Genomic DNA, 23,977 nt, shown 5'->3' with positions numbered 1-23,977 from the left:
AGATCGCTTTGGCGCAACAACGCGGCTCGCCCGGCTGGGGTGAACGCGATGAGGCCAAAGGTCTCGCCTGGCTGCTTGCGGCGACCGCGTTGCGGTGCCGTAAGGCCGTCAGCGCCATGGGGATGAACCACCAAGTTTGTTGACGCTGACTCCCTTGGGGAAACAAAGGATGGCTACTCCCCAATGACAGTGGCCGGATTGTAGCAGCGCCCCAAAAAAAGACCAGTCCCAGCTATCACGCGCCAAGCTACAGTAGGAAAATTCATTATTTGAGCAATCCCATCATGAGCCTGCCCGCCCTAGACCCCTCTGCCTTCATGGCGCGCCGCGGCCGCGTTCTGGATTGGATGCGCGCCCAAGGCGGTGGTATCGCCATCCTCGCCACGGCACCGCAAGCCATGCGCAACCGCGACGCCGACTACCCTTACCGCCACGACAGCGATTTTTACTATCTGACGGGTTTTATCGAGCCCGACGCCTGGCTGGTGCTCATTGCCGGCGCGGATACGCGCGCATTGCTGTTCTGCCGAGAGCGCAATGAGGAACAGGAAATCTGGGAGGGGCGGCGTGTCGGGCCCGAGGCCGCCGCCGAGCAATTCGGCATGGACGACGCCTATCCGGTCAAGGATATCGACGAGCTCCTGCCCGCCTGGCTTCTGGACCGTCCCGCCTTATGGCTATCGCAAACGGCTGGCGCGGCCACCCAGGCCCGCGTGAACACCTGGATGCAGGCCGCCCGCGAGCAGGGCCGCGCGGGTGCAAGGCCCCCGCAGACGGTACATGACCTCAACCCCCTGCTGGCCGATATGCGGCTCGTGAAAGACCCGACCGAAATCGCGGCAATGCGCCGCGCCGCGCGCATTTCGGCAGGCGCCCACGCGCGCGCCATGCGCGCCGTGCGTCCCGGCATGCGCGAATATGAACTCGAAGCCGAATTGCTTTATGAGTTCCGGCGTCATGGCGCGCAGAGCGTGGCCTACAACAGCATCGTGGCATCCGGAGCCAATGCCTGCATCCTGCACTACCAGGCAGGTGACGCCGAACTGCGCGACGGCGAACTGGTGCTCATTGACGCCGGCTGCGAATACGACAGCTATGCCTCTGACATCACGCGCACCTTCCCGGTCAACGGACGTTTCAGCGGACCGCAGCGGGCGCTCTACGACCTGACGGTCGCCGCCCAGGCCGCCGCCGCCAGCGCCACCGCCGCCGGACGCAGTTGGGACGACGGCCACCAGGCAGCGCTGCGCGTCCTGGCTCAGGGCATGCTGGACGAGAAGCTGTTGCGCGGCAGCCTGGACGGGGTGCTGGAATCGGGCGCCTATTCGCGCTTTTACATGCATCGCACCGGGCACTGGCTGGGCCTGGATGTCCATGATGTCGGCGATTACCTGGCGCCTGCGACTGCCCCGGGCGCACCGCGCCCCTGGCGCACGCTCGAAGCCGGCATGATGCTGACGATCGAGCCCGGCATCTATGTCCGCCGAGCCAAAGATGTGCCGGAAAAGTTCTGGGATATCGGCATACGTATCGAGGACGACGCCCTCGTCACGCAAGAAGGCTGCGAGCTGATAAGCCGGGGTGTGCCCGTGAACGCGCGGGAGATCGAAGCGCTGATGCGGGAGTGACAAGCCAGCGGCCTCAAGCACCGGTAAAATGCCAGGCATGAACGAACCGGTCTATGACATCGCAATCCTCGGGGCAGGCCCCGTAGGCCAGACGCTGGCCCTGTTGCTGGCGCAAAACGCCAGGCAACCAGAACGCATTGCGCTGCTGGCGGGCGAACCTGGCCGCGCCGCGCCCGCCTCAGATCCCCGCGTGCTGGCCATGAACTTCGGCAGCCGGGTTCTGCTCGAAAGCCTGGACGCCTGGCCGCGCCAGCACGCCGATATCCGTCATATTCATGTTTCGCAGCGTGGCCGACTTGGCCGCACCGTCATCAATCACCAGGATTTCGACGTACCGCAGCTGGGCAGCGTCGTGCCTTACGCCGGCTTGCACGCCACGCTGTCTGAACAAGTCGCTCGCAGTGGCGTGACGGTGCTGCACGGCCCGCTGGCCAGCATTAGCGCTCAAGGCCCGGAGGGTGTGGAGCTGAACGGCAGGCGCTACCGCATCGCCGTGCAATGCGACGGCTCGGGTGGCAGCGATGTGCGCCGCGACTACAGCCAGCACGCCATCCTCACGAGCGCACGCGCCACCCTGCCGCGCGCCGCCTGGGCCTGGGAGCGCTTCACCCGCGAGGGCCCGATCGCGCTACTGCCTCACCCGCAGCAAAATGGGGGCTATTCGGTAGTCTGGTGCGTCGCGCCGGAGCGCGCCAGCGAGCTGGCTGCCCTGGACGACAGGCAGTTTTCGGCCGCCCTTTCTCAGGCGTTTGGCGACCGTCTCGGACGTTTGCATTGCGAAGCGCCACGCCATATCTTCCCGCTGGCGCTCAAGGCGCGGCGCACACAAGTCCAGGGACGTGTGGCCACCATAGGCAATGCGGCGCAAACCCTGCACCCGGTAGCAGGCCAAGGGCTAAACCTCGGTCTGCGCGACGCCGCGCAACTGGCGCGGGCCCTGCAAGGGTGGCACCCCGCCGATCCTCCCCTGGAGCGGCTGGCCGAGTTTGCCCGCAGCCGCGAGGCGGACCGCTGGATTACCGCCGGACTGACTGACCTCATGCCGCGCGTGTTCTCCACCGGACTCGCCCCGGTCGAGCATGCTTGCGGCCTGACGCTGCTGGCGCTAGACCTCGCCGCCCCCTTGCGAGCACCGCTCTCACGCCACCTTTTGCAGGGTTTTCGCGTCTGAGTTCAAGCCTGCCCTTGGCGCCCAGCTTGACGCCGCCGCCCCTGGATAGGTATCCGCCGAGGGCAGGCAAAATGGGGTCGGACACAAGACGGTTAAAATGTGAGCATGCGCATCGGCCCCTGGTCTCTTTCCAACAATGTTTTCGTCGCCCCCATGGCGGGAGTGACGGACCGTCCTTTCCGTCAGCTATGCAAACGGCTGGGGGCGGGCTATGCCGTGTCCGAGATGGCCGCCAGCAATCCACGCCTATGGGATAGCGTGAAAACCTCGCGCCGGCTGAACCATGACGGCGAGATCGCCCCCATTTCGGTGCAGATCGCAGGCGCCGATCCCGCCATGATGGCGGAAGCCGCCGTGTTCAATGTGAACAAGGGCGCCCGCATCATCGATATCAATATGGGCTGCCCGGTCAAGAAGGTCTGCAATATGGCCTCAGGCTCGGCCCTGCTGCGCCACGAAGATCTGATTGCACGCATTCTGGATGCCGTGGTGGGCGCCTGCGCGCCGCTAGGCGTGCCGGTTACGCTCAAGACACGCACGGGCTGGGACCGAGAAAGCCGCAATGCCCTGCGAGTGGCCCGCATGGCCGAGCAAAGTGGCATCGCCCTGCTCACCCTGCATGGTCGCACCCGCTGCGACCTGTACACAGGTGAGGCGGAATACGACACCCTACGCGCCGTGAAGGCCGAAATCGGCATTCCGGTGGTGGCCAACGGCGACATCGACAGCCCGGAGAAAGCGCGTGACGTCCTGCGCTACACCGGCGCCGATGCCGTCATGATCGGCCGCGCCGCCCAGGGCCGTCCCTGGATATTCCGTGAAATCGACCACTTCCTGCGCACGGGCGAAACGCTGGCGCCGCCCAGTCATGCCGAGATGCGCGACCTGCTGCTCGAACACCTGGACGACCACTACCGTTTCTACGGCGAACATACCGGTGTGCGCACCGCACGCAAACACATAGGCTGGTATATCGACTCGCTGCCGGGAGCAGAGCCTTTTCGCGCCCGCATGAACCTTATTGACAACACCGCCGAACAATTCCGCGCGGTGGCCGAGTGGTTTGATCACTCGCTTATAGGAGACGGCCAGCAAAACACCGCCGCCTCCCCGAACTTGCTGGCGGCATAAGCGCCAGCTCCATCATAAAAATAGCTGTTGTACTCAAATCAAAATGAGCAAAAAAGATGTCCTGGAAGAATGCGTGCGCGCCAGCCTGGTGCGTTATTTCGAAGACCTGGGTGATTCCGAGCCCCACGATATGTGGGACATGGTGATGCGCTGCGTCGAGCGCCCGGTCCTCGAAGTCGCCCTGGAGCGCTCGGGCGGCAACCAATCGCGCGCATCTGAAATGCTGGGCATCACCCGTAATACGCTGCGCAAGAAGCTGCTCGCGCACAATATTCAGCCCTAGCCTCTCTGCTGACAGATCACCCTTTCTCTGCGTCCCTGCCCGGACGCCTCTGACTCACACACCATCATGAAAATCGAAACCGCCCTGCTTTCGGTGTCCGACAAGACCGGCATCGTGGAATTCGCCCGTGCCCTGGCTGCACGTGGCGTGCGCCTGCTGTCCACAGGAGGCACTGCCCGCCTGCTGGCCGACGCCGGCCTGACCGTCACCGAAGTCGCCCAGCACACCGGTTCGCCTGAAATCCTCGATGGCCGTGTCAAGACGCTGCATCCGAAGATTCACGGCGGCCTGCTCGCCCGGCGCGACAGCCAGGAGCACATGGACACGATCGCCGCCTCGGGCATCGACCGGATCGACATGCTGGTGGTCAACCTCTACCCCTTCCGCGAAACCGTGGCCAAGCCGGATTGCACTTTCGCCGATGCCGTCGAGAACATCGACATCGGCGGCCCCGCCATGCTGCGCGCCGCCGCGAAGAACCACGGTACGCAAGCCGGTGGCGTGACGGTCGTGATCGACCCGGCCGACTACAGCCGGGTGCTGACGGAAATCGATCAGACTGGCAGTACGTCCTATGCGTTGCGTCTGGAGCTGGCCTCCAAGGTCTATGCCCATACCGCCGCCTACGACGGCGCCATCGCCGCCTACCTGACCAGCCTCGCCGAACCGGCGCCGGAACAGGACGCCGCGCCGGCACGCAATGAATGGCCGCGCACGCTGACCATTCAAGTCAAGCAAGAACAGGCGCTGCGTTACGGTGAGAACCCCCACCAGACCGCCGCTTTCTACGTCGATGCGCAGCGTCCGGCCGGCCTGCTAGGCAATTACCGTCAGTTGCAAGGCAAAGAACTGTCGTACAACAACATTGCCGACGCCGATGCCGCCTGGGAATGCGTACGCAGCTTTGACACCCCGGCCTGCGTAATCGTCAAACACGCCAATCCCTGCGGCGTGGCCGTGGCGGGCAGCAATCTCGAGGCCTATCAGAAGGCGTTCAAGACCGACCCCACGTCGGCTTTCGGTGGCATCATCGCTTTCAACCGCCCCGTCGATGCAGCCACGGCTGAAGCCGTGAGCGGCCAGTTCCTGGAAGTGCTGCTGGCCCCTGCCTACGATGGCGCAGCTCTGGCGATTCTGGCGGCCAAAAAGAATGTGCGTGTACTGGAAGTGCCGGCCGGCGCGGGCCAGAACGCCTTTGACGTCAAGCGCGTCGGCGGCGGCTGGCTGGTGCAATCGCCCGACGCCTTCCAGGTGCCGCGCGAAGCGCTCAAGGTCGTCACCAAACGCCAGCCGACCGAAGCCGAGCTGAACGATCTCGCCTTTGCCTGGAAGGTCGCCAAATACGTCAAGTCCAATGCCATCGTGTTTGTCGGCGGCGGTATGACGCTGGGCGTGGGCGCAGGCCAGATGAGCCGCATCGATTCCGCGCGCATCGCTTCGATCAAGGCGGAAAACGCTGGTCTGACCCTCAAGGGTTCTGCCGTGGCTTCCGACGCCTTCTTCCCCTTCCGCGATGGCTTGGATGTGGTAGTGGCCGCAGGCGCGACCTGCGTGATTCAGCCGGGCGGCAGCGTACGCGATGACGAGGTCATTGCGGCGGCAGACGAGCATGGCATCGCCATGGTCCTGACCGGCACGCGTCACTTCCGTCACTGATGCGCATCCTCGGCATCGATCCCGGCCTGCGCCGCACCGGTTTCGGCGTGGTCGATGCCGAAGGCTCGCGCCTGCGCTACATCGCCAGCGGCACCATCGTCGTGCCGCCCGACCTGGCGCTGGCGCAACGCCTGAAGGTCATCCTCGACAATCTGCGCGAGGTGGCACGCGAGACGCGGCCCGACGTGGCCGCGCTCGAAATCGTGTTTCTGAACGCCAATCCCTCATCCACGCTGCTGCTGGGCCACGCCCGGGGCGCAGCCCTGTGCGCGTTGGCGGAAAGCGGGCTCGACGTGCACGAATACACCGCGCTGCAAATCAAGAAATCAACGGTCGGCACGGGCCGCGCCGCCAAAGAACAGGTGCAGATGATGGTGCAACACCTGCTGTCGCTCAATGGCACCCCTGCCCCCGATTCGGCGGATGCGCTGGCCTGCGCCATCTGCCATGCCCATACCGGCCCGCTGCAAGAACGGTTGTCCCCCTTGGCGGCGACATCGCGCTCAGGCAAAAGCCGGATACGCAAGGGACGCCTGCTCGGTTGAACGTATAGAATCCCGCCATCGCCCGCCGGCCTGGCGGGACGCAATGTCTTTTCATTCCCACAGACTCTTGGCGAGACTTCCCCATGATAGGCCGCATCACCGGAACCCTGATCGAAAAAACCCCTCCCGTGGTCTGCGTGGACGTCAATGGCATCGGCTATGAAATCGATGTGCCCATGAGCACGCTGTACGCGCTGCCCGACACCGGCGCGCGCGTCACGCTGTTCACGCATCTGGTGGTGCGCGAAGATGCGCATCTGCTGTATGGCTTTGGCACGGCCAGCGAACGCGCCGCCTTCCGTGAACTGGTCAAGGTCAGCGGCATCGGCGCGCGCACCGCGCTTGCGGTGCTTTCCGGCATGTCGGTGGCGGAACTTGCTCAGGCCATCACGCTGCAAGAAAGTGGCCGTTTGACCCGGGTACCCGGCATCGGCAAGAAAACGGCCGAACGCCTGTTGCTGGAGATGCGCGGCAAACTGGGCGCGGACATCGGCGCCACCCCCCATGCCGTGCCGGACAGTCAGAGCGATATTCTCAATGCCCTGCTGGCCCTGGGTTACTCCGAAAAAGAGTCGCTGGCCGCCCTCAAGACGCTGCCGGAGGGCCTCGGCGTTTCGGACGGCATACGCCAGGCCCTCAAGGCCCTGGCGCGCTAGGTCTTATTGATCGATCTTCACACCCTGGTACTCATACCGGACGGAAGACCGCGTCGTCTTTACCGTGCGCGCCAGCGGCAAGCCCAGATCTGACACCCAGGCGTACTTCACTTCACGCAGGGTCACACCGTTCTGATTACTGTCGGTGCAAACCATTTCGATGGCCTTGCCCGGCAGCTCGGCCAGCACCTCACGGGCTTCATAAGCCTTGCCGGTCACACAGATACGGCTCCAGGGTGTGTGCCCATATCGAAGGGATCTTTCGTGCCCTCACGCGCCTCGAATCGGTACTCCGTATTCTCGACGACCTGCGCCAGACTGCTCCAGGACTTAGGCGCACGCGCAAAGCTCGGCGGGTAGGCAAAGCTGCGCGCCGGATCGGCGTTCTGGCTGGCCAGCGAAGCCAGACCGTGATATTGGAGATCAAATATCTGGCTAGCGGTCAGGCCATTGAGCGAGGTGCGGCGGATCAGACGCAGCGTACCGTCATTCTGATCATTGATATAAGCGGTCTCCTGCCCCACCTTTAACTCGGGCTTGTCCTCGCTCCAGCCCACAGCCTTGAATGCGATGCGCTTGAAAGGGAAAGGTTCCGACCCCGCAGGTTTGATCATGGCTTGCGTGCTCGCAGGCAGGGCGGCACGGGTAAAGGTGGCGGCCGAATAGGCCTCGGGGTCCGACACCATCGGCTGGACTTTCATATTGCCCATACAGCCAGTCAACGCCATAGCGCAGGCGAACGCAGCCAGGGCCAGCTTGTTAGGAAACACCAAGCACCTCTGAAGGAAATCAAAAGGGGTCGCTCAGGACAAGAACTGTCTGAGATCGAAACAGCGCCACGCCCGTGATACCGGGCGGGTCAAAAGGTAAGCATGTGCAATATTACTGCCAAACCTGAAACCTGCCCACGAAAGAAAAGAACACTTCCGAAGCTGACCCGCAGCTCAAGCGCTCTGGACCCGTTGGCAGAGACCTTGCGGGGCCGGGCTAGAGTCTAGACGGCGGGCATGCGAGAATGCTGGACAAACAACCAGTTTTCGCACTCCGCCATGGCTATCCAGTCCGACTCGCTTTCTTCGCGCCCTGACGCGCCCCGCCTGGTGGCCCCCGCGCCCGCCTCCCCCAACGAAGAGTCCATCGAACGCGCGCTTCGACCCAAAGCGTTGCAGGAGTACGTCGGTCAACAACGTGCCCGCGAACAACTGGAGATCTTCATCGCGGCGGCGCGCAAGCGCAGCGAAGCCCTGGACCATGTATTGCTGTTCGGCCCGCCCGGCCTGGGAAAAACCACGCTGGCGCACATCATCGCCCATGAAATGGGTGTGCAAATGCGGCAAACCTCCGGCCCCGTCCTGGAGCGCCCGGGCGATCTGGCCGCGCTGCTGACCAATCTCGAACGCAACGACGTGCTCTTTATCGACGAAATCCATCGGCTCTCGCCGGTCGTCGAAGAAATTCTCTACCCCGCGCTGGAAGATTTTCAGATCGATATCCTGATCGGCGAAGGACCCGCAGCGCGCAGCGTCAAGCTGGACCTGCAACCCTTCACGCTCGTCGGCGCGACGACCCGTGCCGGCATGCTGACCAATCCGCTGCGCGACCGCTTCGGCATCGTGTCCCGGCTGGAGTTCTACAACACCGACGATCTGGCCCATATCGTGACGCGCAGCGCCGGTCTGCTTAACGCCGACATCACGCCAGAAGGCGCGCGCGAAGTGGCCCGCCGTGCGCGCGGCACACCGCGTATCGCCAACCGCCTGCTGCGGCGTGTGCGCGATTACGCCGAGGTCAAGGCCGGAGGGCGGATCGACACCGAAGCGGCCAATCAGGCCCTGGCCATGCTTGAGGTTGACCCTCAAGGCCTGGACTTGATGGACCGCAAACTGCTGGAGGCCATCGTGCATAAATTCGATGGCGGCCCGGTCGGTGTAGATAGCCTGGCGGCCGCCATCGGCGAAGAACGCGACACCATCGAAGATGTGATCGAGCCCTATCTCATCCAACACGGCTATCTGCAACGCACGCCACGCGGGCGCATGGCCACCCAGACGACCTGGCGTCATCTGGGCCTGCAGCCGCCTTCGGGCAGCCAGCCCTCCAGCGGCGATCTGTTCGGGGCCTGAGGACTGCCGCTGCGTTCAGTGCGGACGCGTCACGCAGCGCAGGATTTCTTCGCCATAGGCTTCGAGCTTGCGCGCCCCGACGCCGCTGATATGGCCCAGTTCCGCTTCCGTTTCAGGCAAGACCAGGGCAATTTCGCGCAATGTCGCATCATGAAAAATGACATAGGCCGGCACGCCATGATTGCGCGCCACCTCTGCCCGCCAGGCGCGCAAGGCTTCAAACACCGGCAGGCGATCCGATGGCAGGTCAATGACCGGGGCCTTGGTCCGGGTGCTGCTGCGCGTGCGCGGCTTTTTCTCGGATTCACGGCGCAGCATCAATTGCACTTCGCCGCGCAGCACGGCGCGGCTGGCCTCGGTCAGGGCCAGGGTGCCATACCCCTCGTGGTCCACCATCAAGAGGCCTTTGGCCAGCAACTGGCGCAATACGCCGCGCCAGGCGGTTTCCGATAGATCAGCCCCGATGCCGAACACCGTCAGCGACTCGTGATCATGTTGACGGGTACGGTCACTGCTCTTGCCGCGCAGGATGTCGATAATGTGGCCTGCGCCATAACGCTGGCCGCGCTCCTTGCCTAGCCGGTAAACCGCTGACAGCACTTTCTGTGCTGCCACCGTGCCGTCCCAGGCCTCGGGCGGCTCCAGACAGACATCGCAATTGCCACAAGCCGTGATGGTCTGGCCGAAATAGGCCAACAGACGCACCCGCCGGCATTCCACGGTTTCGCATAGACCCAACATGGCGTCGAGCTGCTGCCCCAGGCGGCGGCGATAGCTTTCGTCACCAGGCGACTCGTCTATCATGCGCCGCTGCTGCACCACATCCTGCAAGCCGTAGGCCAGCCAGCCCGTCGCCGGCAAGCCATCCCGGCCCGCCCGGCCGGTTTCCTGGTAATAACCCTCGACCGATTTGGGCAGGTCGATATGCGCGACAAAACGCACATCGGGTTTATCGATCCCCATACCGAATGCGATGGTCGCAACCATCACCACCCCATCCTCGCGCAAAAAGCGCGACTGGTTGCTTGCCCGCAGCTGCGCGCTCAGGCCGGCGTGATAGGGCAAGGCATTGATGCCCTGATTGCAAAGAAACTCGGCGGTTTCTTCCACCCTGGCGCGTGACAGGCAATAGACCACGCCAGAATCGCCCTCATGTTCCGTGCGGATCAAGTCCAGCAACTGGCGTCGCACATCATTCTTTTCGACAATGCGGTAACGGATGTTGGGACGATCGAAACTGGCAACGAAGTGGCGCGCCTGATCCAACGCCAGACGTTCGGCGATTTCAATGCGCGTAGCGGCGGTCGCCGTGGCAGTCAAGGCGATGCGCGGCACATCGGGCCAGCGCTCATGCAGCATCGACAAGCCCAGATACTCGGGACGGAAATCATGCCCCCATTGCGAAACGCAATGGGCTTCATCAATCGCAAACAGCGCAATCCGGCCGCGCTCGAGCAATTGCAGGCAGCGGTCGGTCAACAAACGCTCCGGCGCCACATAAAGCAGATCCAGCTCGCCCGCGACAAAGGCCCGCTCCACCTCGCGCACCTGCTGCCATTCCTGAGTCGAGTTCAGAAAGGCGGCACGCACCCCCAGTTCCGTCAGCGCATCCACCTGGTCCTGCATCAGAGCAATGAGGGGGGACACCACGATGCCCGTGCCCTCGCGCACCAGCGCCGGCACCTGATAACAGAGCGATTTGCCACCGCCGGTTGGCATCAGCACCAGCGCATCACCGCCGCCGATCACATGATCGACGATGGCCTGCTGGTCACCACGAAAAGATTCGTATCCGAAGACGCGCTGCAACACGCCAAGCGCGCGGGAGTCAGACATGAGAAACCGGGGATTGAGTCGAGAAGGCTTGAATCATGGACCGGGATTTTACGACTCATCGGCCAAAGCGTCGCTGCCCCGCTCAAAACCCCAGCCAATGACCGCGCATAAAGGTTTCCACCGGCATGGACAGCCGGGCGCGCCACGCATACTCGCCGGACTGTAAATCGCGGTCTGCGCCCAGGGCGAAACGGGCCGCCGCCGCCAGCTCCATGCTGTGTTCCAGACCGACCCGCCGGTCCGCCGCATCGCCATGCCCAAGCACATCAGAGGAATAGGTACCGCTCAACGTGCCCATGCCGTAGAGCGGCACTCCGGCCGAGAACGTGCTGCGCATCTGCCGGGTGGCGCTTACGCCGCTGGCATAGCGAGCCAAGTCGCCAAAGCCCGCGCCTATGTCTTCGCCGCGCACGCCGAGCCTGACTGAGTCGGCCATAGTGACGTTGTAGCCAAAACGGTAACGCCAGGCATTGACCGAGTCGAAACTGCTTTGCGTAACCCCCGCCTCGAATGTGCCGATACTGCCCGCGTCATAGCGCGTGCCCATGCCACGCGTGGTCAGCCTGGGCGCGGACTGCATTTGCCCCTCCAGGGTGAGCTCAGGACTCAAACCATAACGCACCGAACTGCTGCCCACCGAGGCGCCATAATCGACCGCGCCCTGGGTGGCCGACGGGTCCATCAGATTGAGGCGGCCTATCGAGGACGAGTAGCCGATCTTGCCCGCATCGATATTGCTGTTGCTGTCGAAACGGTCGGTGACCTGAATGCCGCCCACCGCCACACCACTGCCCCACACCGGCGAATTGGCCGTGACATTACCCACTCCGACCGTAGGGCCTTCTGAGGGGTTGTACAACCAATTGCGATCGCCGTAGCTAAGCGCAGGCCGGACGTGCACGGCGGAGAACCAGCGCGCCTGCGGTCTTGCCACGCCCATGGTCAACAAGGGCCGGGTGGCGGCCAACTCCTGGTGTTCGGGCTCCAGCTGATAGACCGGACTGGCCAGGGGCAGGCCATAATCGGGAAAGGCCCATTGACAATCGCCGGGTGCGGCCTGCCCCTCGATGGACGCCAGCCCGGCTGGCACAGGCGGCCCCATCCAGTTGGCGCAGGGGTCGGGCTCGGGTGAGAGCGCATACCCTTCAATCGGCGCGGGTAAAGCGACGACCTCAGGCATGGCAGGTGCCAGCACACCGATGCCATAGCGCGCCGCCTCCTGCGTGGCGCGGGCAGCCTCTGGCGCCGCAACCCGAGTGGCGGATTTATTGGGGACGGGATGTCCCTCGCCTGGCGTGGCGCAAGCACCCAGGGCGATATTGCCCATCAGCGCGGCAGCCAACATGGCGCGCGATACCCGTTTTCGCTCGCGATCGCGGATCAACATAACCCGAATCAGTGTAAAAATTTCCGAGCGAGACATCTGTAAACGAACTTTAGAAAATGGCACTGGCCACTGCGGTATTGCCCGCTATTTTAGGGCGGGCCCAGTCTAGTCTTATTTCAGATCGTTTCTTTCCTCTTGTCTTAATTACCTCTGGCCGGGCACTATCTCATCATGGATAGCCCTCACACCAAATTGCTGGTCGTCGACGACGATCCCGCATTGCGGCAACTGCTGGCCGACTACCTCAATCGGCATGGCTATGACACCTTGCTCGCCCCCGACGCCAGCGACCTGGCATCGCGCATCACCCGCTATGCGCCCGACCTGCTGGTTCTTGACCGCATGCTGCCCGGAGGCGATGGCGCCGACGCCTGCCGCCGCCTGCGCGAGCAGGGCGAAGACATTCCCGTCATTCTGTTGACCGCCCGGGACGAGGCCGTTGACCGCATCATCGGTCTGGAAGCCGGGGCCGACGACTATCTGGGCAAGCCTTTCGACCCTCGCGAGCTACTGGCCCGTATCGAAGCGGTGCTACGCCGTAAGCGCGGCCCTTCGGCACTGATCAAAGACCACCCTGTCAGCTTCGGACCCTTTGTCTTCGACCCCGCCACCCGCCAATTGCTGCGTGACGGCATCGTCGTCAAGCTCACCGGCGGAGAGATCAATCTGCTGGAAGCGCTGGTACGCAATGCCGGCAAGCCGCTATCGCGCGAACGCCTGCTGGCGCTCGCGCGCGATGATGATGCCGGTGAACGCAATGACCGGGCCATCGACATCGCGGTGCTGCGGCTGCGCCGAGCCATCGAAGCCGATCCCAAGCAGCCGCGCTGGATACAGACCGTCTGGGGCATCGGCTACCGCTTCGCCCCCTGAGACCATGAAATTCAGGCTGTCTTTCCTCATGCCGCGCTCATTGCGAACGCGGCTCATCCTGCTGGTGCTGGGCGCGGTGCTGCTGGCGCAAGCCGCGACCCTGGCAACGGTGTCCTACTACCGCCACCGCTTCATCGAAGATGTGGCGATCGGCTACATCTCCACCACCATCCGCACGCTGCGTGCCGCCCTGGCCCAGGTGCCCAGCGAAGATCGCGCCGAATTCGTACGGACCGCCTCTCAGAATCAATGGCGCTGGTGGGCGCGCGGGCTGCCCGCCGAGGCGAGGCTACAGCGCCTGAACCGCCCCCCCGACACTTTGCAGGACGGCGGGCGCGCGCGCCCTGACGAAGCGCGGCACCAGCGGCCCGGCGCAGGCGGCGCATTCCACCGTCCGCAAAGCGGTCCGCTCCGGCATGACATGACCGGTGGAGAAATGCGCCGCGACCTGCGGAATCTGGTGCAAGAGCTGAATCATCGCCTCAATGACGGCACACGGGTTGCGCTATCGCATGGCCCGCACCCTGAAATTTTCATTTCGCTGGCGCCCAATACCGCCAGCGAAGACGTGCCTGGCCTGCGCGAATGGCTGGTCATCCCTCTTGACCGGCTGGACCCGCCCGTGGCCACGCCGCTCATCGCCGTCTGGCTGGGCGGCCTCGGACTGGTATTGCTGTTAGCCGCCGGATTTTCCTGGCATATCACCCGTCCGCTCACCCGGCTGGCCGACGCCGCAGACCGCTTGGCCGCAGGCCACCCCCAACGTGTCGAGCCCGCAGGGCCTCACGAAACCCGCGTACTGGGCGAACGCTTCAACGCCATGCTTGATGCCTTGGCCGAATCCGAATCGGTGCGCCGCACGCTGCTCTCCGGCTTACCCCATGACCTGAAGGGCCCCCTGTCGCGCATGTGGTTGCGTATCGAGCTGGCCAGCGACCCGACAATCAAAGAAGGATTGCGCCAGGATCTGCAAGACATGCAACACATGGTGGATCAATTCATCGGTTTTGTGCGTGGCACGGACCCGGCCGCCTACCGCTATGCGCCGCTTCATCTGGGTGAATGGATACGCGAGCGCGTGACGAGCTGGCAAGGCGCGGGAACCGCCATTTCGCTCTCTGTCGCGGAAGACGACGAGGACCCCTGCATCCAGGGCGATGCGGTGGCCTTGGGCCGCTTGCTCGACAATCTGATCGGCAATGCCTTGCATCATGGCGCGCCGCCTATCGAGGTGCGCCTGCGCGCCGACGCGCGCGAGGCCATTATCGAAGTGGCCGATCATGGGCCCGGTATCGCGCCGGAGCGGCGCAGCGAGGCGCTGCGGCCGTTCGCCCGGCTTGATGGCGCCCGCACGCGCACCGGCAATGTCGGGCTCGGGTTGGCGCTGGCCGACGCGATCGCCCGCGCCCATGGCGGGTCACTGCAATTGGATACGGATGCGAGTGGCGGGCTGTTGGCAAGAATACGGCTGCCGCGCGCCTGATCGCCAGGCAATCAGGGCAGCGGCAAGGCCGCCGGCCGCCGATCTTTGCCAAAGACCGAACGGTAGGCCAGGATGTTGAACACCAGCACGACCGGCCCCCCGATAACCACGCCTGCCAGCACCAGACGGCTAGATCCCAGCGCACCGCTGCCATCCCAGATAGTCATGTCGTCAAGAATGAGATAGGGAAAGAAGCTGTAGGCCAGGCCGGCCAGCATCAACAAATAAAGCAATACGCACAGCACGAAAGGCAACCAGGCCAGGCGGTCGGCCTTGCCCGGCAAACGAGCCAGCAGCATTTCGGCCGCGACAAAGCCCAGCAGCATCGCCACCCAAACGCCAGCCGCGGCTCCCAGGTGAGCAGCGTTGCTCCATTTATAGAAAATACCGGCATTGGCCAGACCCAGCGTGACGGCAATCGCCACCATGCCTGCGGCCGTCCAGCGAATGCCATGCCGCGCCCAGGAAGCCGCGCGACGCTGCAATTCACCATCAACGCGCATTGCCAGCCAGCAGGCACCCAACAGCGCATAAGCGGCCACAGCGCACAGCCCCACGAACAGCGAGAACCAGCCATAACCCGCATCACTCTGGTAATCCGTGGCGATGCGGCCGAGCACCATACCCTGACCGATCGCAGCCAGCAACGATCCCGCCCAAAACCCGAAGATCCAGCGCGGCTTAACCTCGGTACTGGCGCGGATGCGGAACTCAAAGGACACACTGCGCAGCACAATGCCCAGCACCATGAGCGTCAGCGGCCCGTAGAGCTTGCCCATGATGGCTCCCCAGGCAAAAGGGAAGGCCGATCCGAACAAACCTATCCCCAACAGCGGCCAGAATTCGTTGGCGTCGCGCCAGGGACTGAGCAGGCTCATCATGCGCCCACGCTCTTCGGCGGGCGCAACCTGCAACAGAATGCCGACCCCGATGTCAAAGCCGTCGAGCACGATACCGGCGGCTATCAGAAGCAGCATCAAGCCCATGAACACCATGGGCATCCAGAACAGAGGGTCGTCCGGGCTCAGGCCTAGCGAGGCGGCCAAGGTCGCAATCATCGCGAGCCTCCGATTTTGCGCACGGGCACAACCCCGTAGCGGGCGGCATGAAACAACATCCCGGCAAAAGCCGTCAGCAACAAGGCATAAAGCGCGCCGTAACCCGCCAAGCTCCACCACAGGGTCGAGACCGGGATACTGCTCAATACCTCGGACTGCGTGATCGTGCGGTTAACCATAAAGGGTTGCAAGCCGACTTGAGCCACCCAGATGCCCAGCACAACCGACAAGCCCCCCGAAAACATCATGCCGGTGAGGCCGCGCAAGCACCAGCGCGGCATCGCCGCCGGATCAAAACCACGACGGAAACTCAGGCAGAACGACAGCACGGCGGCGAGCAGCATCAAAGCCCCCAGGAGCCAGAGCGCGCGCAGGGAAAAAAACACAAAGGCCACGGGCGGGCGCATACCCGAATACTTGTCCAAGCCGATATAGCCCGTCTGCGCATCCTGAGCCAACCATCGGCCGCCGCCGTTCACGGTCCAGGCAGCGAGATTGCGTTGCTGCTCGCTGTCCGGTATGCCGGCGATCACGATGGCAGGTGTCGCGCCGCTGTGCCAGTAACCCGCCAGCGCTGCGGCCTTGGCCGGCTGCAGACGCGCCACGACCTCCCCCATGCCCCAGCCCGCCGGCATCTGTAACAGCGAAGCCGCCAACGCCAGAACCAGCGCAGTCTTGTAGGCGTAGCGCTCGCCGTCGTCAAGAGGCCGACGCAAGGCCTGCAAAGCCGTCACGCCCAACATCAGGAAAGCCGCCGAGAGAAAAGCGCCCAGCACCGTCAGGCTCATACGCCAGCCAAACGAGGGGTTGAAAATGACACTGACCCAATCGTAGACCTGATAACGACCGTCAATCATGGCCGCGCCATCGGGGGTTTGCAGCCAGGATTGCAGCGCCACGGCCCAGCCCACGGCAACAAGCTGACCGATGGCGACCATCAGGACCGCCAGGGTGTGCGCCAGATCGGAAACACGCCGCTGGCCGAACAGCATCACCCCGAGGAAGCAGGATTTAAGAATGAAAACCGACAACACGCCGAAGCCCAGCAAAGGGCCGGCAACGTTGCCAATCTTGTCCATCAGGCCGGACCATAAACTGCCCAACTGAACCAGGACCGGCATGAGGCTGGTCAGGGCCAGGACGAAGGACAGCGCAAAAATGCGCACCCAGAAACGATAAGCGGCAGTCCAAGCTGTATGGCCATGGCGCGCACGCAGTTTGAAAAACAGCAGAATCCAGGCCAATGCCATGGACAATGCCAGGAACAAGGCCAGAAAGCTCAAGCTCGCCGTAAACTGGGTCCGCGCCAGTTGGAGAGAAGTGATATTCATGATGGACGGTAGTTTAGAGCCTGTTCTCTACGCATAGGAGGCGGCTTTGCAACGGTCATCTTCTCCGAACGTGGCAAAATGCTTGTTTTGTGGCCAGATTTCTTCCCGGAATGACCCAGACCACCGCGCCTCACGCAGCCAGTAATTACCTGCGCAACATCATCGAAGACGACTTGGCAGCCAACCGCTTCCAAGGCAAGCGTTGGGCCGGCAAACCCGGCCCGGCCTCTATGCAGGCGTCGGGCCTCCCCGATCCCGCCCGTATCCGCACGCGTTTTCCGCCCGAACCCAATGGCTATCTGCACATCGGGCACGCCAAAAGCATATGCGTCAATTTCGGCATCGCCAAAGAGTTCGGCGGCGTTTGCCATCTGCGCTTTGACGATACCAATCCTGAAAAAGAAGATCAGGAATACGTCGACGCCATTATCGAGGCGGTGCGCTGGCTGGGGTTCGACTGGAACACCGACGGCAACAACAACCTGTATTTCGCCAGCGACTACTTCGAATTCATGTATGAGTTCGCCGAAGCGCTGATCGAAGCCGGCCACGCCTTCGTTGACGAACAAAGCGCCGACGACATCCGTGCCCAGCGCGGCACCCTGACCGAGCCTGGCAGAAATTCGCCCTTCCGCGACCGGCCGGCGGCCGAGTCGCTGACGCGCCTGCGCGAAATGCGCGATGGCAAACATCCCGACGGCAGCCTCGTGTTGCGCGCCCGGATCGATATGGCATCGCCCAATATCAATTTGCGCGATCCGGTCATGTACCGGGTACGCCACGCCGCGCATCACCGCACCGGTGACAAGTGGTGCATCTACCCGATGTATAGCTGGGCGCATCCGGTCGAAGACGCGCTCGAAGGCATCACGCACAGCATTTGCACGCTGGAATTCGAAGATCAGCGGCCTTTCTATGACTGGATACTGGCCCGCCTGGCCGATCTGGGCAAACTGGCCCGTCCGCTGCCGCGCCAATATGAATTCTCGCGCCTGAACATGAGCTACATCGTCACCAGCAAGCGCAAGCTGCTGCAACTGGTGCGTGAAGGCTATGTCGATGGCTGGGACGATCCCCGCATGCCCACGCTGTTCGGCCTGCGCCGGCGCGGCTACACCGCCTCCGCCATCCGCCTGTTCTGCGACCGCACGGCTGTCTCGAAATCAGATTCGCGCATCGACTACAGCCTGTTGGAGCAGGCCGTGCGCGACGACCTCGACCCGGGCACGACGCGCTCCGTCGCAGTGCTGGACCCGCTCAAGCTGGTGATCACCAACTACCCCAAAGACCAGACCGAGGTTTGCAAGGCGCCCCGCAATCCGCATGACCCCGAAGCCGGCCAGCGAGAGTTTCCCTTCTCGCGCGAACTCTGGATCGAACGCGACGACTTCCGCGAAGAAGCGCCCAAGAAGTACTTCCGTCTCTTCCCGGGTAATCTGGTGCGCCTGAAGTACGGCTATGTGGTGCGCTGCACCGGCTTCACCAAGGACGAAGCCGGCAACATCACCGAAGTTCAGGCGGAATACCTGCCCGACACCAAGAGCGGCACGCCCGGCGCCGACAGCGTCAAGGTCAAGGGCAACATCACCTGGGTCAGCGCCGCGCATGCCGTGCCTGCCGAGGTCCGCCTCTACGACCGCCTGTTCGCCGATCCGCACCCGGATGGCGGCGACAAGGACTTCCTGGCCTGCCTCAACCCGAATTCCATCCAGACCGTACAAGCCTGGCTGGAACCCGGCACGCGGGCCGAGCCGGGCGCGACCTGGCAGTTCGAGCGTTTGGGCTATTTCACGGTAGACAGCAAGGACTCCAGCCCCGAAGCGCCAGTCCTGAACCGCATCGTCACGCTGAAAGACTCCTGGGCTGCTTAACGCCGCTTTTGTCCCCCGCGCAACGCCCCCGTCAAGGGGGCGTTGCCGTATCTGCAACACAGGCCCCGGAACCGCGCTTTTCAGCAGCGACCTAACGCGGTCCGGCGGGTTATCATGCCCTTCAACCCTGACTGGTCCGCGCTGCGTCCCGGACTGATCGCCTGACACTGCAATGACTACCGAACCCCTCGCCCTGGATTTCAAGAGCGCCACGCTCTATGCCATTCGCGTGGTGCTGCACAGCGCCGACCCCGATCAACTGGCAGAGGCCCTGGGCCGACGCATGGCCGACGCCGGCAGCTTCTTCGAGAACGAGGCGGTCGTGATCGACGCCAGCCGTGTCTCTGCTCCCATAGACTGGCCTGCGCTGGTCAAAGCGCTTGGCGCTCACAAACTGCCCGTCATCGGCGTGGTCGCGGAAAACGGCAACCTGGAGCGCGCGCGGGCTGCGGGTCTCATCCCCGTGGAGCTCTCGGCCCCTCGCACGCAGCAAAGCGTCGACCCGGCGCCGCCCAACCATGTCTCGACGCCGGTACCCGCTGCCCCTGAGGCCAGCCGCGCCGCCCAGGAACAATTACGCTCAGCCATGAAGGGCGATGCCCAGGCCGTGCCCACCCGCGCCGCGCGCGACACCACCGAGGCCGCCAGCCACACGCCAGCGGCGCCGCAATCATCGACCGCGCTGGTCATCACCAAACCCCTGCGCTCAGGGCAGCGCGTTTACGCGCGCCACACCGACCTAGTGGTGATCGGCATGGTGAGCCAGGGCGCCGAAGTCATTGCCGACGGCAATATCCACGTCTACGGCCCCCTGCGCGGCAAAGCCATGGCCGGTGCGCGGGGCGACACCTCGGCCAGGATTTTCACCACCCACCTCGACGCCGAACTCCTGGCCGTGGCCGGTGTTTACCGCGTGGTGGAAGACCGGCTGGACCGCAACTTGCATAATCAGCCGGCACTCGTCAGACTCAATGGCGACACGCTGCATATCGAGGCGCTCAAGAGCTGATACCGGCGCGGTTGCCAAACAGATGTAAGAAGCCTTTAAAGGGCTTTTTGCTTTACGATAACGCGATTTACACGAACATAAAGGGTTTGATCGTCATGACACGTATCGTTGTGGTGACTTCCGGCAAAGGCGGGGTGGGCAAGACCACCACCAGCGCGAGCTTTTCCGCGGGCCTCGCCATGCGTGGCTTCAAGACCGCGGTCATCGACTTCGACGTCGGCCTGCGCAATCTCGACCTCATCATGGGTTGCGAACGCCGCGTCGTGTATGACTTCGTTAACGTGATTCAAGGCGAGGCCAGCCTCAAACAGGCCCTCATCAAAGACAAGCAGCTCGACAACCTCTTCATCCTGCCAGCCTCGCAGACACGCGACAAAGACGCACTGACGCAGGAAGGCGTAGGCAAAGTCATCGAAGACCTGAAAGAAATGGGCTTTGATTACATCGTCTGCGATTCGCCCGCCGGCATTGAAACCGGAGCGCTGCTGGCTGCCTACTACGCTGACGACGCCCTTGTGGTCACCAATCCCGAAGTCTCGTCGGTGCGCGACTCCGACCGCATTTTGGGCATTTTGGCCGCCAAGTCGCAGCGCGCCGTGCAAGGCGCCGAACCGGTCAAAGAGTATCTGCTCCTGACCCGCTACAACCCCAAGCGCGTCATCGACGGCGAAATGCTGTCGCTGGGCGATATTGAAGACATTCTGCGCATCAAGATGATCGGCGTCGTGCCCGAATCCGAGGCGGTGCTGCAAGCGTCCAACCAAGGCTTGCCTGCCATTCACCTCAAAGATACCGATGTCTCGGAGGCCTACAAGGATGTGGTGGCGCGCTACCTGGGAGAAGAGCGCTCGCTGCGCTTTACCGAGTACGAAAAGCCCGGCTTCCTGAAACGCCTGTTCGGAGGTAAGTAACCGATGTCATTCCTGTCGTTTCTGCTCGGCCAGAAGAAATCCTCGGCCAGCGTCGCCAAAGAACGGCTTCAAATCATCCTGGCGCATGAGCGTTCCGGACGAGGTGATTCCCCCGACTATCTGCCGCAATTGCAGCAGGAGCTGGTCGCCGTGATTTCCAAGTACGTCAAGATCAATCCCGACGACATCAAGGTCCACCTCGAGCGCCAGGACACCCTGGAAGTGCTCGAAGTCAAGATCGAGATGCCGCAGAGCGAGACACAGGCATCGGTCTAAGCCCATGCCGGCCTGAAATGCAAAACGCCCTGCGCAAGCAGGGCGTTTTGCATTTCAGCGGATTTACTTTCCGACCTGGTCACCGATCACGCCGCCGATGGCAGCGCCACCCACCGTTCCCAGAATGCCGCCGCCACTGATGACGGCGCCAGCCACGCCGCCAAGCGCCGCGCCGCCCACCGTGCTTTTCTGGCGATGGCTCATGCCATCCCAGGACGAGCAGCCCGCCAGGGCCGCCACCAGCAAGGCCGCCGAAGCGGCTTTAGAAATACGATCGATGTTCATGATGATCCTCCTATGTTGTCGCGCCGGGCAACGCGCGCCAGCAGCCTTGCCATGCACGCGTCCCTAATTGGACCCATGCCAGCAGCATCGCAAATCAGAGGAGGTGATGCTGTAAGGTTTGCCCAAATTTTGTGTCCTTGGGTTGAGAAATCCACAAAATCAGGGCCGTATGTTGCGCCACCTGCGGTTTATTTGACCAAACGTAACACTTCACGGAAACGCGGATGCTCGCAGGTTTCCATCCACTCGAAAATCGCCATTTCGCTGGTCGCGATTTCGGCGCCGGCGGCGCGCGCGCGCCGCAAGGCGGCATGATGGTCTGAAGGCTTGCGCGAACCCGCCGCATCGGCCACCAAGACCGCATGCCAACCCTGGGCCTGCAGGTCCAGCACCGTTTGCAACACACAAATATGCGCCTCACAGCCCGCCACCAGCACCGTCTTGCGCCCTGGGGGCAACCAGGCCTCAAAGCCGGGTTCGCGCATGGCCGAGAAATGCATCTTCTGGAAAACCGATTGCACTTGCTCTCGTATCGGCGCCACAGTGCTGCCCAGCATACGGCTATGGTGTTCCGTGGCCACCACCGGCACGTCCAGCAAACGCGCCGCGCGCGCCAGCCTGTCGGCCGTGGCAAGCACCTGTTCGCCCTTGTCGATCACCGGCATCAGCCGTTCCTGGAGGTCGATGATAAGCAGAATGGATTGGTCGGCGCGCATGGCAAGCCTCCTGAAAAAAGCGGCCCTAAGGCCGCCCGTGGTTTATTTCAATGCCTTGTAGCGCAGGCGCTTGGGCTTAGCGCCCTCCTCGCCCAGACGGCGCTTCTTGTCGGCTTCGTATTCCTGATAGTTGCCGTCGAAGAACACGACTTGAGATTCGCCTTCAAAGGCCAGGATATGCGTGGCGATACGGTCCAGGAACCAGCGATCGTGGCTGATGACCATCACGCTGCCCGGAAACTCCAGCAAGGCATCTTCCAGTGCGCGCAGGGTTTCGACGTCCAGATCGTTGGACGGTTCGTCCAGCAGCAGCACGTTGCCGCCAGCGATCAGCGTTTTAGCCAGATGCAGACGGCCGCGCTCACCACCGGAAAGCTGACCCACGATCTTGTTCTGATCGGAACCCTTGAAATTGAAACGGCCCAGGTAGGCGCGTGACGACATTTCAAACTTGCCGACGGTCAGGAGGTCTGCGCCGTCGGAGATGGCGTCAAAGACCGTCTTGGCCGATTCCAGCGAGTCACGCGACTGATCCACATAGGCCAGCTTGACGGTCTGGCCCAGCTTGACCTCGCCCGAATCCGGCTGCTCGCGGCCGGCGATCATGCGAAACAGCGTGGACTTACCCGCCCCGTTGGGCCCGATGATGCCGACGATGGCGCCAGGCGGCATCTTGAAGCTCAGGTCATCGATCAACAGACGGTCGCCATAGGCCTTGCTGACGTTGTTGAACTCGATCGCCTCGTTGCCCAGACGATCGCCCACGGGAATGAAGATTTCCTGGGTTTCGTTGCGTTTCTGATATTCGTAGGACGACAGTTCTTCGAAGCGGGCGATACGCGCCTTGGCCTTGGCCTGACGGCCCTTAGGATTCTGGCGTACCCACTCCAGCTCTTTCTTGATGGTCTTCTGACGCGCCGACTCGTTAGCTTCTTCCTGCTTGAGCCGCGCTTCCTTCTGTTCCAGCCAGGAGCTGTAATTGCCCTTCCAGGGAATACCATGACCACGGTCGAGTTCAAGAATCCACTCGGCGGCGTTATCCAGAAAGTAGCGATCGTGGGTCACGGCAACCACGGTGCCCGGGAACTTGTGCAGGAACTGCTCCAGCCACTCGACGCTCTCGGCATCCAAGTGGTTGGTCGGTTCGTCTAGCAACAGCATGTCGGGTTTGGAAAGCAGCAGACGGCACAGCGCCACGCGGCGCTTTTCACCACCAGACAGATTACCGACCGTAGCATCCCAGGGCGGCAGCCGCAGCGCGTCGGCAGCGATTTCCATCTGGTGTGCGATATCGTCGGCGCCGCTGGAGGCGGCGGCGGCAATAACGGCCTCAAGTTCGGCCTGTTCGGCAGCCAGGGCGTCGAAGTCGGCATCCGGCTCGGCATAGGCCGCGTACACCTCATCGAGGCGCTTTTTGGCATTGAACACCGCGCCCAGGCCCTCTTCCACCGACTCGCGCACCGTATGATCGGGGTTGAGCTGCGGCTCTTGAGGCAGATAGCCGATGTTCAGGCCGGGCATCGGGATGGCTTCGCCCTCGATGTCCTTATCGACTCCGGCCATGATTTTGAGCAGCGTCGACTTGCCCGAGCCATTCAGGCCCAGCACGCCGATCTTGGCACCGGGGAAAAAAGACAGGGAAATGTCGCGCAGGATCTGCCGCTTGGGCGGCACGATCTTGCCGACGCGATTCATGGTGAAGACGTATTGGGCCATGGGCTCGTGTCAAGGAATGATGCGGATGAACC

The 23,977-nt window shown here is 63.0% G+C and carries 23 protein-coding genes and 1 riboswitch; of the genes, 14 read left to right on the top strand and 9 right to left on the bottom strand.

Going from position 1 to position 23,977, the window contains the following annotated elements:
• Window positions 1–51: 51 nt before the first annotated feature.
• Window positions 52–194: riboswitch (yybP-ykoY riboswitch) on the bottom strand.
• 90 nt (window positions 195–284) lie between these two features.
• The 7 genes from U0029_RS03275 to ruvA all read left to right on the top strand — a co-directional run bounded on the left by U0029_RS03275 (window position 285) and on the right by ruvA (window position 7,070).
• On the top strand, window positions 285–1,628 hold the full coding sequence (locus U0029_RS03275; RefSeq protein WP_012418414.1) for an aminopeptidase P N-terminal domain-containing protein: 1,344 nt from the start codon (window positions 285–287) through the stop codon (window positions 1,626–1,628).
• A 28-nt stretch (window positions 1,629–1,656) separates the two neighbouring features.
• Entirely contained in the window at window positions 1,657–2,799 is a 1,143-nt protein-coding gene (locus U0029_RS03270) for a UbiH/UbiF/VisC/COQ6 family ubiquinone biosynthesis hydroxylase (RefSeq protein ID WP_114852703.1), read from the top strand.
• Window positions 2,800–2,904: 105 nt separating this feature from the next.
• Window positions 2,905–3,930 (top strand): tRNA dihydrouridine synthase DusB, encoded by a 1,026-nt coding sequence (dusB, locus tag U0029_RS03265; RefSeq protein ID WP_012418416.1) that lies wholly within the window; start codon window positions 2,905–2,907, stop codon window positions 3,928–3,930.
• 43 nt (window positions 3,931–3,973) lie between these two features.
• Window positions 3,974–4,213 carry a helix-turn-helix domain-containing protein gene (locus U0029_RS03260; protein ID WP_012418417.1) on the top strand — a complete coding sequence of 80 codons (240 nt, stop codon included), beginning with the start codon at window positions 3,974–3,976 and terminating at the stop codon, window positions 4,211–4,213.
• A gap of 66 nt (window positions 4,214–4,279) precedes the next feature.
• Entirely contained in the window at window positions 4,280–5,869 is a 1,590-nt protein-coding gene (gene purH / locus U0029_RS03255) for a bifunctional phosphoribosylaminoimidazolecarboxamide formyltransferase/IMP cyclohydrolase (RefSeq protein ID WP_012418418.1), read from the top strand.
• Window positions 5,869–6,414 (top strand): crossover junction endodeoxyribonuclease RuvC, encoded by a 546-nt coding sequence (ruvC, locus tag U0029_RS03250; RefSeq protein WP_012418419.1) that lies wholly within the window; start codon window positions 5,869–5,871, stop codon window positions 6,412–6,414. The genes purH and ruvC overlap by 1 nt, the downstream gene beginning before the upstream one ends.
• Before the next feature lie 83 nt (window positions 6,415–6,497).
• Window positions 6,498–7,070 (top strand): Holliday junction branch migration protein RuvA, encoded by a 573-nt coding sequence (ruvA, locus tag U0029_RS03245; protein WP_114852702.1) that lies wholly within the window; start codon window positions 6,498–6,500, stop codon window positions 7,068–7,070.
• 3 nt (window positions 7,071–7,073) lie between these two features.
• Here ruvA and U0029_RS03240 read toward each other — a convergent pair whose 3' ends face one another.
• Both U0029_RS03240 and U0029_RS03235 read right to left on the bottom strand, forming a co-directional pair.
• Window positions 7,074–7,289, bottom strand: coding sequence for a hypothetical protein (locus tag U0029_RS03240; RefSeq protein ID WP_236824173.1), 216 nt, complete (start codon window positions 7,287–7,289; stop codon window positions 7,074–7,076).
• Window positions 7,286–7,843, bottom strand: coding sequence for a hypothetical protein (locus tag U0029_RS03235; RefSeq protein ID WP_236824174.1), 558 nt, complete (start codon window positions 7,841–7,843; stop codon window positions 7,286–7,288). Before U0029_RS03235 ends, U0029_RS03240 begins: the two co-directional genes overlap by 4 nt.
• 276 nt (window positions 7,844–8,119) lie before the next feature.
• On the opposite strand from U0029_RS03235, the gene ruvB reads away from it, so the two are divergent.
• Complete coding sequence (gene ruvB / locus U0029_RS03230) at window positions 8,120–9,193, top strand: Holliday junction branch migration DNA helicase RuvB (RefSeq protein ID WP_012418422.1); 1,074 nt, start codon at window positions 8,120–8,122, stop codon at window positions 9,191–9,193.
• 15 nt (window positions 9,194–9,208) lie between these two features.
• On the opposite strand, the gene recQ is transcribed toward ruvB, so the two are convergent.
• The gene (recQ, locus tag U0029_RS03225; RefSeq protein WP_012418423.1) at window positions 9,209–11,029 is read right to left on the bottom strand and encodes a DNA helicase RecQ; all 1,821 of its coding nucleotides are present in this window, start codon (window positions 11,027–11,029) and stop codon (window positions 9,209–9,211) included.
• Window positions 11,030–11,111: 82 nt separating this feature from the next.
• Window positions 11,112–12,416 carry a hypothetical protein gene (locus U0029_RS03220; RefSeq protein ID WP_012418424.1) on the bottom strand — a complete coding sequence of 435 codons (1,305 nt, stop codon included), beginning with the start codon at window positions 12,414–12,416 and terminating at the stop codon, window positions 11,112–11,114.
• Between the two features lie 171 nt (window positions 12,417–12,587).
• On the opposite strand from U0029_RS03220, the gene U0029_RS03215 reads away from it, so the two are divergent.
• Window positions 12,588–13,289 carry a response regulator gene (locus U0029_RS03215; RefSeq protein ID WP_012418425.1) on the top strand — a complete coding sequence of 234 codons (702 nt, stop codon included), beginning with the start codon at window positions 12,588–12,590 and terminating at the stop codon, window positions 13,287–13,289.
• 4 nt (window positions 13,290–13,293) lie between these two features.
• A complete protein-coding gene (risK, locus tag U0029_RS03210) occupies window positions 13,294–14,772 on the top strand; it encodes a sensor histidine kinase RisK (RefSeq protein WP_012418426.1) in 1,479 nt (492 codons plus the stop codon).
• 11 nt (window positions 14,773–14,783) lie between these two features.
• Here the strand turns inward: risK and U0029_RS03205 are convergent, their stop codons facing one another.
• A complete protein-coding gene (locus U0029_RS03205; protein ID WP_114852701.1) occupies window positions 14,784–15,830 on the bottom strand; it encodes a cytochrome d ubiquinol oxidase subunit II in 1,047 nt (348 codons plus the stop codon).
• Entirely contained in the window at window positions 15,827–17,161 is a 1,335-nt protein-coding gene (locus U0029_RS03200) for a cytochrome ubiquinol oxidase subunit I (RefSeq protein ID WP_012418428.1), read from the bottom strand. Before U0029_RS03200 ends, U0029_RS03205 begins: the two co-directional genes overlap by 4 nt.
• A gap of 110 nt (window positions 17,162–17,271) precedes the next feature.
• On the opposite strand from U0029_RS03200, the gene U0029_RS03195 reads away from it, so the two are divergent.
• From U0029_RS03195 to minE, 4 genes are all read left to right on the top strand, one after another.
• On the top strand, window positions 17,272–19,032 hold the full coding sequence (locus U0029_RS03195; RefSeq protein WP_012418429.1) for a glutamine--tRNA ligase/YqeY domain fusion protein: 1,761 nt from the start codon (window positions 17,272–17,274) through the stop codon (window positions 19,030–19,032).
• 172 nt (window positions 19,033–19,204) lie between these two features.
• Window positions 19,205–20,041: a septum site-determining protein MinC gene (gene minC, locus U0029_RS03190; RefSeq protein WP_012418430.1), complete on the top strand. Its 837-nt coding sequence runs from the start codon at window positions 19,205–19,207 to the stop codon at window positions 20,039–20,041.
• 95 nt (window positions 20,042–20,136) lie between these two features.
• Window positions 20,137–20,952, top strand: coding sequence for a septum site-determining protein MinD (gene minD, locus U0029_RS03185; RefSeq protein ID WP_012418431.1), 816 nt, complete (start codon window positions 20,137–20,139; stop codon window positions 20,950–20,952).
• A 3-nt stretch (window positions 20,953–20,955) separates the two neighbouring features.
• A complete protein-coding gene (gene minE, locus U0029_RS03180) occupies window positions 20,956–21,228 on the top strand; it encodes a cell division topological specificity factor MinE (protein WP_012418432.1) in 273 nt (90 codons plus the stop codon).
• A gap of 63 nt (window positions 21,229–21,291) precedes the next feature.
• Here minE and U0029_RS03175 read toward each other — a convergent pair whose 3' ends face one another.
• The 3 genes from U0029_RS03175 to ettA form a co-directional block, all read right to left on the bottom strand.
• On the bottom strand, window positions 21,292–21,513 hold the full coding sequence (locus U0029_RS03175; protein ID WP_012418433.1) for a glycine zipper 2TM domain-containing protein: 222 nt from the start codon (window positions 21,511–21,513) through the stop codon (window positions 21,292–21,294).
• Window positions 21,514–21,701: 188 nt separating this feature from the next.
• Window positions 21,702–22,229 carry an isochorismatase family protein gene (locus tag U0029_RS03170; protein ID WP_114852700.1) on the bottom strand — a complete coding sequence of 176 codons (528 nt, stop codon included), beginning with the start codon at window positions 22,227–22,229 and terminating at the stop codon, window positions 21,702–21,704.
• Window positions 22,230–22,271: 42 nt separating this feature from the next.
• Window positions 22,272–23,945 carry an energy-dependent translational throttle protein EttA gene (ettA, locus tag U0029_RS03165; RefSeq protein WP_012418435.1) on the bottom strand — a complete coding sequence of 558 codons (1,674 nt, stop codon included), beginning with the start codon at window positions 23,943–23,945 and terminating at the stop codon, window positions 22,272–22,274.
• Between the last annotated feature and the right edge of the window lie 32 nt (window positions 23,946–23,977).

This window comes from Bordetella avium (assembly GCF_034424645.1).
Classification (GTDB): Bacteria; Pseudomonadota; Gammaproteobacteria; order Burkholderiales; family Burkholderiaceae_B; genus Bordetella; species Bordetella avium.
Note: the sequence above shows the minus strand (reverse complement) of the source record. Positions and strands in the feature narration are given on the sequence as shown.